Source organism: Kitasatospora sp. NPDC093558 (assembly GCF_040683475.1).
Taxonomy (GTDB): domain Bacteria; phylum Actinomycetota; class Actinomycetes; order Streptomycetales; family Streptomycetaceae; genus Kitasatospora.
This window is the reverse complement of record NZ_JBFBDY010000248.1, coordinates 1-9282: the sequence shown is the minus strand read 5'-3', so window position 1 is coordinate 9282 and position 9282 is coordinate 1. Positions and strand designations below refer to the sequence as shown.

At 73.3% G+C, this 9282-nt stretch carries 14 protein-coding genes; 11 read left to right on the top strand and 3 right to left on the bottom strand.

Going from position 1 to position 9282, the window contains the following annotated elements; genetic code table 11:
• The 5 genes from AB0O00_RS21975 to AB0O00_RS21955 all read left to right on the top strand — a co-directional run.
• Positions 1 to 847: DUF2993 domain-containing protein (locus tag AB0O00_RS21975; protein WP_363654263.1), on the top strand; the 847-nt coding region annotated here is incomplete at its 5' end.
• A gap of 226 nt (positions 848 to 1073) precedes the next feature.
• The gene (locus AB0O00_RS21970; protein ID WP_350517234.1) at positions 1074 to 1154 is read left to right on the top strand and encodes an Ms5788A family Cys-rich leader peptide; all 81 of its coding nucleotides are present in this window, start codon (positions 1074 to 1076) and stop codon (positions 1152 to 1154) included.
• A gap of 234 nt (positions 1155 to 1388) precedes the next feature.
• Positions 1389 to 2225 carry a sulfurtransferase gene (locus AB0O00_RS21965; protein WP_363654261.1) on the top strand — a complete coding sequence of 279 codons (837 nt, stop codon included), beginning with the start codon at positions 1389 to 1391 and terminating at the stop codon, positions 2223 to 2225.
• Between the two features lie 40 nt (positions 2226 to 2265).
• Entirely contained in the window at positions 2266 to 2556 is a 291-nt protein-coding gene (locus AB0O00_RS21960) for a DUF1416 domain-containing protein (RefSeq protein WP_030059605.1), read from the top strand.
• Between the two features lie 29 nt (positions 2557 to 2585).
• Positions 2586 to 2915 carry a DUF3099 domain-containing protein gene (locus tag AB0O00_RS21955; RefSeq protein WP_363654259.1) on the top strand — a complete coding sequence of 110 codons (330 nt, stop codon included), beginning with the start codon at positions 2586 to 2588 and terminating at the stop codon, positions 2913 to 2915.
• Here the strand turns inward: AB0O00_RS21955 and AB0O00_RS21950 are convergent.
• Positions 2912 to 3274, bottom strand: coding sequence for a DsrE family protein (locus AB0O00_RS21950; RefSeq protein WP_363654257.1), 363 nt, complete (start codon positions 3272 to 3274; stop codon positions 2912 to 2914). The genes AB0O00_RS21955 and AB0O00_RS21950 overlap by 4 nt on opposite strands.
• Positions 3275 to 3644: 370 nt before the next feature.
• Between AB0O00_RS21950 and AB0O00_RS21945 the strand changes: the two genes are divergently transcribed.
• From AB0O00_RS21945 to AB0O00_RS21935, 3 genes are all read left to right on the top strand, one after another.
• Positions 3645 to 4229, top strand: a complete 585-nt coding sequence (locus AB0O00_RS21945) for an FABP family protein (protein WP_363654256.1) — start codon at positions 3645 to 3647, stop codon at positions 4227 to 4229.
• A gap of 124 nt (positions 4230 to 4353) precedes the next feature.
• A complete protein-coding gene (locus AB0O00_RS21940; protein ID WP_363654254.1) occupies positions 4354 to 4818 on the top strand; it encodes a Fur family transcriptional regulator in 465 nt (154 codons plus the stop codon).
• A 19-nt stretch (positions 4819 to 4837) separates the two neighbouring features.
• Positions 4838 to 5800, top strand: coding sequence for a folate-binding protein (locus tag AB0O00_RS21935; RefSeq protein WP_363654265.1), 963 nt, complete (start codon positions 4838 to 4840; stop codon positions 5798 to 5800).
• Positions 5801 to 5816: 16 nt separating this feature from the next.
• Here the strand turns inward: AB0O00_RS21935 and dtd are convergent, their stop codons facing one another.
• A complete protein-coding gene (gene dtd, locus AB0O00_RS21930) occupies positions 5817 to 6257 on the bottom strand; it encodes a D-aminoacyl-tRNA deacylase (RefSeq protein ID WP_363654252.1) in 441 nt (146 codons plus the stop codon).
• Between the two features lie 479 nt (positions 6258 to 6736).
• Here dtd and AB0O00_RS21925 point away from each other — a divergent pair, with 479 nt between their 5' ends.
• The 3 genes from AB0O00_RS21925 to AB0O00_RS21915 all read left to right on the top strand — a co-directional run bounded on the left by AB0O00_RS21925 (position 6737) and on the right by AB0O00_RS21915 (position 8676).
• A complete protein-coding gene (locus tag AB0O00_RS21925) occupies positions 6737 to 7321 on the top strand; it encodes an ABC transporter substrate-binding protein (RefSeq protein WP_363654250.1) in 585 nt (194 codons plus the stop codon).
• A gap of 76 nt (positions 7322 to 7397) precedes the next feature.
• The gene (locus tag AB0O00_RS21920; protein WP_363654249.1) at positions 7398 to 8357 is read left to right on the top strand and encodes an asparaginase; all 960 of its coding nucleotides are present in this window, start codon (positions 7398 to 7400) and stop codon (positions 8355 to 8357) included.
• A 109-nt stretch (positions 8358 to 8466) separates the two neighbouring features.
• Positions 8467 to 8676 (top strand): dodecin, encoded by a 210-nt coding sequence (locus AB0O00_RS21915; protein ID WP_363654247.1) that lies wholly within the window; start codon positions 8467 to 8469, stop codon positions 8674 to 8676.
• 40 nt (positions 8677 to 8716) lie between these two features.
• On the opposite strand, the gene AB0O00_RS21910 is transcribed toward AB0O00_RS21915, so the two are convergent.
• On the bottom strand, positions 8717 to 9282 hold a 566-nt coding region (locus AB0O00_RS21910), incomplete at its 5' end, for an ATP-binding cassette domain-containing protein (RefSeq protein WP_363654245.1).

Genomic DNA, 9282 nt, shown 5'->3' with positions numbered 1-9282 from the left:
CGCCGCCCGCCCCCCAACCCACGTCCGGGGGCCGGACGTCGTACGGTCGTGCGGAGGCCCGGCCCCGGGCCGCCGCCGCGAGGCGGCGAACGACAGCGACCGGCGACGACGGGGGAGCGCGATGCGCGGATGGCTGAAGGCGACGATAGGCCTGGTGGTGCTCTCCGGGCTGCTGCTGGGCGCCGACCGGATCGCGGTCGGCGTGGCCGAGGACGAGGCCGCGGACCGGATGCTGAGCAGCGGCCGGATGAGCCAGCGCCCGGACGTCTCGATCGGGGGCTTCCCGTTCCTCACCCAGGTGCTGTCGAAGAAGCTGGACGACGTCAGCATCTCGGCCGACAACCTGATGATCACCGACGGCGGCCACCAGGTGGCGCTGCACGGGTTCAAGGCCCGGCTGTCGGGCGTCCGGGTGAGTGACAGCCTGAACTCGGCGACCGTGGACAGCGGCACCGGCAGCGGCCTGATCACGTACGCGGACCTCGCCCAGCTGCTGCCGCCGGCCGCGCAGCTGGTGCCGGGCGGCGGCAAGCTCCCGGTGGGCTCGAACACCCGGCTGAGCCTGTCGTACGGCGGGCCGGGCAAGGTCAAGGCCTCGCTGGGGCCGCTGCCGGTCGGCACCGGCTCGGTGCACAGCCAGGGGAACACCGTCACCGCGGACGGCTTCCAGCTCAGCGGGCTGGCCGGGATGCTCGCGGGGGCCGCCAACCAGAAGATCGATCCGGTGAGCTTCACCCTCGACTCGCTGCCGGCCGGGCTGAAGCTGGCCGACAAGGACGGCGTGACGCCGACCGAGGAGGGCCTGCAGCTGAACTTCGACGGCAAGGGCGTCAAGCTCCTCGGCTGACCACTCACCCGATCGGGCGGCCGATCGGTTCCGTTCCGCTCCGCGAGACGCGCTGTCCAGCGCCGACCGCGGAGCGGTGTCGTTTCCGGCCACCGGCGGCCCCCGTGGCGCCGTCGGCCGCTGCCCGCCGGGCTCGCGGAGGCCAAATCTCGCGATGCGGTCGATCCGGTCTCGATATTCGATACGCTGATGACAGCGGGCCGTCGGTGTCCCTAGCATCGTCGACATGAAGCGACAGACGGATCTCACGAAGCGGCGGGCGGTCGACCTGTGCCGCGTGGCCGCCTGTCTGTGTCGAATGCGCTAAATCGGCCGTCCAGGCAGGGCAGTTGCTGCCCGCCGCCGATCCTCCGGCGAACCCGTCCGGCCGCCTCGGCCGACCTTCGCCGACGCACACCGCGATTCCCCGCCCGGCCGTCCCGGACACCCGCCTCCGTCCCAGTATTCGGACGGACTTTCGGACCGGAGCAGCCGGAGCGCCCCCGCAGCACCCCGCTGAGCAGCACCTTCCGCCAACCGCCCCCGGATGGAGAACACCACCATGAGCCGCAGCGACGTCCTGGTCGACGCCGACTGGGTCCAGGCCCGCCTGGACGACCCGAAGGTCGTCATCGTCGAGGTCGACGAGGACACTTCCGCGTACGACAAGAACCACATCCGCAACGCCGTCCGGATCGACTGGAAGAAGGACCTCCAGGACCCGGTCCGCCGCGACTTCATCGACCAGGCCGGCTTCGAGGCGCTGCTCAGCGCCAAGGGCATCGCCAACGACGACACCGTCGTCCTGTACGGCGGCAACAACAACTGGTTCGCCTCGTACGCCTACTGGTACTTCAAGCTGTACGGCCACGGCGACGTCCGCCTGCTGGACGGCGGCCGCAAGAAGTGGGAGCTGGACTCCCGCGACCTCGTCTCCGAGGTGCCCGCCCGCGCCGCGACCGAGTACCGGGCGCAGGCCGTCGACTCCTCGATCCGCGCCTTCCGCGACGACGTGATCGCCGCCATCGGCAGCCTCAACCTGGTCGACGTGCGCTCGCCCGACGAGTTCTCCGGCAAGCTGCTCGCCCCGGCGCACCTCCCGCAGGAGCAGTCGCAGCGCCCCGGCCACGTGCCGAGCGCCCGCAACATCCCGTGGGCCAAGAACGCCAACGACGACGGCACCTTCAAGAGCGACGACGAGCTCAAGGCCCTGTACGAGGCCGAGGGCATCGACCTGGCGAAGGACACCATCGCCTACTGCCGCATCGGCGAGCGCTCCGCGCTCACCTGGTTCGTCCTGCACGAGCTGCTCGGCCAGGAGAACGTGAAGAACTACGACGGCTCGTGGACCGAGTACGGCAGCCTCGTCGGCGTGCCGATCGAGCTCGGCAGCAACTGAGCCCGCGCGGCTCGACCGTAAGTCAGAAGGGAAGACGGACATGTGCGGTGCGAAGGCCGGCGGGCCGGACCTGGCAGGAGTTGACGTGGCGAACGAGACGATCATCCAGGGTTCGGTGACCCGCGACGGTGAGCCGGTCAACGGCTACGTCCGGCTGCTGGACGAGGGCGGAGAGTTCACGGCCGAGGTGCCCACCTCGGCGACCGGCCAGTTCCGGTTCTTCGCCCGGCCGGGCAAGTGGACCCTGCGCGCTCTGGTGCCGGGGCAGACCGTGGACCGTCAGGTGGTGGCCTCCCAGGGCACCGCCGTCGAGGTCGCGATCGCGGTCTGAACCTCCGCGGACCCGTTCCGCGGACGGCAATGACGACGAGGGCCCTGCCACGGCAGGGCCCTCGGTCGTACCGTGGAGACGTGCAGGCAAGCCGGCGGCGCCGCTACTACTTCGCCATGATGGGCGTGTGCCTCGGCATGTTCGTCCTGGCCTGGGGCGTGGTGCGGTTCTTCTCCGTGCCCGCCGCGATCGCGCTGTGTGTGGTCGCGATGGTCATCCCGCCGGCCGCGGCGGTGTTCGCGAACAAGCGCGACCCCGACGACGACTGGTGGAACGACCCCCGCTGGGACGACCCGAAGTGGGACGAGCCCGGCCACGACCGGGACCACCCCGACCACGAGCGGCGGGACACCCCCTAGTAGACGAGCGCCTGGACGCCGTCGCCCATCACCTCGCTGACGAAGACCTGCGCGCCCGCGATCCGGACGCCGTCGACGGTGTCCTTCTGCTCGATCCCGCGGCGCACCGCGCACTGGGTGCACAGCGTCACCGTGCCGCCCGCCATGATCGACTCCAGCAGGTCGGGCAGGGGCGCCGAGTGCGGCAGCTCGAACTCCGCCGCCCGCCCGGGCAGGGCGAACCAGGAGGACTCCCCGGTCAGCCAGAGCGAGACCTCGATGCCGCTGGCGACGGCCACGGCCGCGACCGTGAACGCCTGCGAGCACCGCTCCGGGGCGTCGGAGCCGGCGGTGACCTTGATGACGAGTTTCTTCGACATGGCGCCACCTTAGAGCGCCCGGAACGTCCGGTTCCCGGAATCCCCGGATCGTGCGGGGAAACCTTCGGCGGCGGGCGGAAGTCGCCCCGCGGGGAGCGCCGCCGCGACCCGGGAAAAGCGACGTGGTGGGGCTCACCGCGACCGGCCGATGCCCGGCGGATAGAGTGAGCGCCAGCAAAATCCACCACACTGTCGCCGCCTGGGAGCCCCCCGTGTCCGGTCTGGAAATGTTCTTCGACGGTCTGCTGGCCTTCATGGCCGTGCTGATCACCTGGTTCGCCATCTTCTCGGTGATGAAGCTGTACCAGGGCCAGCGCTGAGCCTGCCGTACGGTTGAAGCAGTCCCACACCGACGACAGCGACCAGGAACATGATCGAGATCCCCTCTGACCTCCACAGGGACGTCGTCCCGCTGGCCTTCCTCCTCGGTACCTGGGAGGGCGCGGGCGTCTACGACTTCCCGGGCACGGAGAAGTGCAACTTCGGCCAGGAGATCGTGATCCGGCACGACGGCCGCCCCTTCCTGGAGTTCCGCTCCCGCACCTGGGTGCTGAACGAGGAGGGCGAGAAGGTCCGCCCGCTGGAGAACGAGCACGCGTTCTGGCGCATCACCAGCAACCACGACGGCACCTCCGGTGCGCGCGGGATCGAGATCTCCTCCGTCCGCGACGACGGCACCGTCGAGATCTGGTACGGCGAGCTGGCCGACGGCAAGCCGCAGGTCGACGTCTCGACCGACGCGGTCGCCCGGATCGAGGGCTCCCCGGAGTACTCGGGCGGCAAGCGGCTGTACGGCTTCGTCAACGGCGAGCTGCTCTGGGTCGGTGAGAAGGCCGCCCCGAACGTGCCGCTGCGGCCGTACATGTCCGCGCAGCTCAAGAAGGTGCTCAGCCCGGCGCAGCTGATCAAGGACATCAACGACCTGCCGGACGACGGCATCGCCTTCTTCAAGTAGGCCTCCGGCAGGTCTCGCAGGAGGCGCGGCGCGGGTGGGCACCACCCGCGCACGACGTAGGGACCGGCCCGCGGCCGGTCCCTACACTTGTTCCAAGGACCCCGACCCTGGCAGGGACAGCATCGTGGCGGACACCGGCACCACCGACTGGCAGCTCTCCGGAGACTGGAAGGCCGACCTGCGCGAGCGCGGCTACCGGCTGACGCCCCAGCGCCAGCTCGTCCTGGAGGCCGTCGACACGCTCGACCACGCCACCCCCGACGAGATCCTGACCCACGTCCGGCGAACGGCCAGCGGCATCAACATCTCCACCATCTACCGGACGCTGGAGCTGCTGGAGGAGCTCGGCCTGGTCTCGCACGCGCACCTGGGCCACGGCGCCCCGACGTACCACCTGGCCGGGCGCCACCACCACCTGCACCTGGTCTGCCGGGACTGCGACGAGGTCACCGAGACGGACACCGAGATCGCCGAGCCGCTCATCGAGAGCCTGCGCGCGCGGCACGGGTTCGACACCGACCTCAAGCACTTCGCCATCTTCGGCCGCTGCGCCGACTGCACCGCCAAGCTCGCGGACGGCCGGTCGTAAGCTGGCCGGTATGACCGGTGTGAAGAGCCCGCTGCTTGCCCTGCCCGGAGCCGTCCCCGCCGAGGGGGCCGACGAGGGCGTCGCCGCCCACTACGGCGACATCTTCCGGGAGCAACGCCACCTCGCGCAGGGCCGAGGCTTCGTCGACCTCTCGCACCGCGGCGTCGTCACCGTCACCGGCGCCGACCGGCTGTCCTGGCTGCACCTGCTGCTCACTCAGCACGTCAGCGCGCTGCCGCCGCAGGAGGCCACCGAGGCTCTGGTGCTCTCCCCGAACGGGCACGTCGAGCACGCGCTCTACCTCGTCGACGACGGCACCACCACGTGGGCGCACGTCGAGCCGGGCACCCAGGGCGCGTTGGTCGCCTACCTCGAGAGCATGAAGTTCTTCTACCGGGTCGAGGTCGCCGACGCCACCGCCGACTACGCGGTCGTGCACCTGCCGGCGGGCTCCGACGGCTCCGCCGAGGGGGCCGCTGCCGTGCGCGAACTCCCCTACGGGCGCGACCTGTTCGTGCCGCGCGGCGAGCTGGAGAAGCTCACCGCCGGGTACGGTCCCGCGGCCGGGGTGTGGGCGTACGAGGCGCTGCGGATCGAGGACCACCGGCCGCGGCTCGGCTTCGAGACCGACCACCGGACCATCCCGCACGAGGTGGACTGGCTGCGCACCGCCGTCCACCTGCAGAAGGGCTGCTACCGCGGCCAGGAGACCGTCGCCCGGGTGCACAACCTGGGCCGCCCGCCGCGCCGGCTGGTCTTCCTGCACCTGGACGGCACCGAGGAGTCGCTGCCCCCGCACGGCACCGAGGTGCGGCTCGCGTCCGACCCGGACGGGCGGGCGCTCGGCTTCGTCACGTCCTCGGCGCGCCACCACGAGCTGGGGCCGATCGCGCTGGCGATCGTCAAGCGGAACGTGCCGGTGGACGCGGTGCTGCTGGCCGGGACGGTGCCGGGCACGCAGGACGTGATCGTCCCGCAGTGAGTGCCCAGGGCGTGTCCTAGACCTCGACGATGACGGTGAACGGGCCGTCGTTCACCAGCGCCACCTGCATGTCGGCGCCGAACCGGCCCGTCTCCACCTTGGCGCCGAGCTCGCGCAGCCGGGCGACCACCTCGTCCACCAGCGGCTCGGCGACCGGGCCCGGGGCGGCGGCGTTCCAGGTGGGGCGCCGGCCCTTGCGGGCGTCGCCGTAGAGCGTGAACTGGCTGATCACCAGGAGCGGGGCGGCGAGGTCGGAGCAGGACTGCTCGACGCCGTCCTCGTCGGCCGGCAGCAGGCGCAGCGTCCACAGCTTGCGGGCCAGCTGGGCGGCCTTGGCGGGCGTGTCGTCGTGGGTGACGCCCACCAGGACGCAGAGCCCGGGCCCCTCGATCGCGCCGACGGTCTCTCCGGCCACCGTCACCCTGGCTTCGCTCACCCGTTGCACCACTGCTCGCATGCGGCCATTGTGCCGGAGCCCCGGGGTCACCCCGGAGGGGGATCCACGCCCGTCCGGGGAGGCGTGCGCAAGAGTGGCGCGCGCCGGATTGCGCACGCCTGCGCGGGGTCGGGCGCCGCTCTCCCTGGCGAAAGCCCTCGTCATATCAGCCACCCCCGTTCGCCAGGGGGCCGTTCGGGTGCACGGGCGGTGCGCCCGCGCCGGGAGGGGTGGCACGCTGGGGCACCGTACATACGGCCCGGGGCGCCAGGAGGTCCGCCGCACCGGGCCCGGGTTCGGCCGGGCGGTCGAGCCGGTAGGTCAGGCGTTCTGGCGGTGTCGCCCCGGCGGGTGGTGTCCGCCGGGGACCGGAACCTTTCGGGGGTGTCCGGGCGTGCCAACGGACGTGACGCGCACGGTCCGTCGGGGGACGGGCCGGACGGCGGCAGGGACGGGGTGCCGCGAGCGGGCGGGAACGGACGACGGCAGGTGGTTGGGTGATGGACGCGAGCAGCGCGGCGCAGGACCGGTCCGGGCGGGTGGCCGGGGACGACGAGCCCGCCCTGGAGCGGCTGGGCCTGGACCAGCTGCGGACCCTGCGCCGGGAGACCCTCGAACAGGAGGCCGACCTCTCGTACCTGCGGCGGCTGCTGCACGGGCGGATGGACATCCTGCGCGCCGAGCTGGACCGCCGCCCCGGCGGCCGGGCGCGGGCGGCGGGGACGGGCGGCGGCGCCGAGGGGCCGTCCGGCGACCTGCTGGACCGGCTGCCGGCCATCCTCACCGACGCGCCGTCCACCGTGCGGCGCTCGGCCCGGCACGTCACGCTCGGGCCGCCGCGCGGGCACGAGTCGCAGCTGGAGGCGGACGCGCTGATGGGCGACGTCCAGCTCGCCGACCTCGCCGCGCACCCGGCCGAGGACCTGCTCGCCGCGCTGGAGCGGCTGCGGGCCCACGAGCAGGAGGTCTCGGGGCGGCGCCAGCGGCTGCTGCGCACCGCGGACGGTTGCAACGCCGAGATCACCCGCAGGTACCGTGATGGGGAAGCACGGGTCGACGACCTGCTCGCGGGCGGCCCCCTCTGACCAGGTGAGGCACCATGGGCGGGTGGGGCCCGGCTCGCCCCCGGTCCACCCTTGCTCCGCCCCGGAAGGCTCCGCCATGTCCCAGTCCGCCACCCCGACCGTTCTCGCCGAGGTCATACGTTCGGGCTTCACCGAGGGGCGGCACCACGGCTCGCTGGTGCTGCTCGCCGCCGACGGTTCGGTCGAGTTCGCGCTCGGCGACCCCGGTGCGCCGGTGTTCCCCCGGTCGACCGCCAAGCCGTTCCAGGCGGTGGCCACGCTGCGGGCCGGGCTGGAGATCGAGGGCGAGCTGCTGGCGCTGGCCGCCTCCAGCCACTCCGGAGAAACGTTCCACCGCGAGGGTGTGCGGACGATCCTGGCCTCCGCCGGGCTGGCCGAGTCCGCCCTGCGCACCCCGGCCGACCTGCCGCTCGACGAGACCGAGACCGAGCTCCTGCTGCGCTCCGGCGGCGACCGCGCCCCGATCCTGATGGACTGCTCCGGCAAGCACGCCGGCTGGCTGGCCGCGTGCGTCGCCAACGGCTGGGACACCGAGGGCTACCTCGACCCGGCCCACCCCATTCAGCTGCTGGCCCGCGAGGCCCTGGAGGAGGCCACCGGCGAGAGCGTCGTCCACGCCGGCGTGGACGGCTGCGGCGCGCCCCTGCTGGCCGTCTCCCTGACCGGCCTGGCCCGCGGCTACCGGGCGCTCGTGCTCGCCGCCGAGGGCACCCCGCAGCGCCGCGTCGCCGACGCGATGCGCGCCCACCCCGAGTACGTGGCCGGCACCCGCCGGGCCGACACCTGGCTGATGCGGGCCGTGCCGGGCGCGCTGTCCAAGATGGGCGCCGAGTCCGTCCAGGTGGTGGCGCTGCCGGACGGCCGCGCCCTCGCGTTCAAGATCGACGACGGCGGGGAGCGGGCCCGCGGGCCGGTCCTGGCGGCGGCGCTGCGCCGGCTCGGCGTGACGGGCGCGGACGAGACCGTCGAGCGCATCGGCGCGGCCCCGCTGCTCGGCGGCGGCGTGCCCGTCGGGCAGGTGCGGGCGGCGTTCTGAGGCGTGCCCCGGGGCGTCCCTGACGCTCGTGGGCGCGGTCGGCGTGCGGGCGCGGCGGGGGCGGTGCACGGTGGACCGGGGGCCGTCGCACAGCTGAGGGAGCCGAGCCATGAGCGAACACGTGTACCGGGTGACCGAGATCGTCGGGTCCTCGACCGAGAGCGTCGACGCCGCCATCCGCAACGGTGTGGAACGGGCCTCCCGGACGCTGCGCAACCTCGACTGGTTCGAGGTGACGCAGGTCCGGGGGCACCTGGAGGACGGGCAGGTCAAGCACTACCAGGTCGGGATGAAGATCGGCTTCCGGCTGGAGGACTGATTCCCCCCGGCGAGCCGATCTCGGCCGGAAGGCCGGTCCGTCACCGCTCGGGCAGGACCAGCGGCACGCCCGTGCGCGGGTGCGGCAGCACCTCGACGGGGTGCCCGTACACCTCGCTGAGCAGCGGCGCCCGCAGCACCTCGGCGACGGGTCCGTCCGCCACCGTCGTGCCGCTGGCCAGTAGCACCACGCGGTCCGCGTAGGCCGCCGCCAGCGAGAGGTCGTGCAGGACGGCGACCACGCCGTCCCCGGCGGCGGCCCGGGCCCGGGCGACGCGCAGCACGAGCTCCTGGTGGCGCAGGTCGAGCGCGGCCGTCGGCTCGTCCAGGAGCAGCAGCGGCGTGCGCTGGGCGAGCACCCGGGCGAGCGCCACCCGGGCCCGTTCGCCGCCGGAGAGGGCGGTGAAGGGGCGCTCGGCGAACGCGGTGGACTCGGTGGCCGCCATCGCCTCGGCGACGACCGACTCGTCCTCCGCGGCGGCCGTCGTCCCGGCCCACGGCGCGCGGCCCATCCGGACCACCTCGCCGCGCCTGAACGGGAGGCACAGCGGCGCCGCCTGGGGCAGCAGCGCGCGGGGCGGGGCGGGGGGGGGGGGGGCGGGGGCGC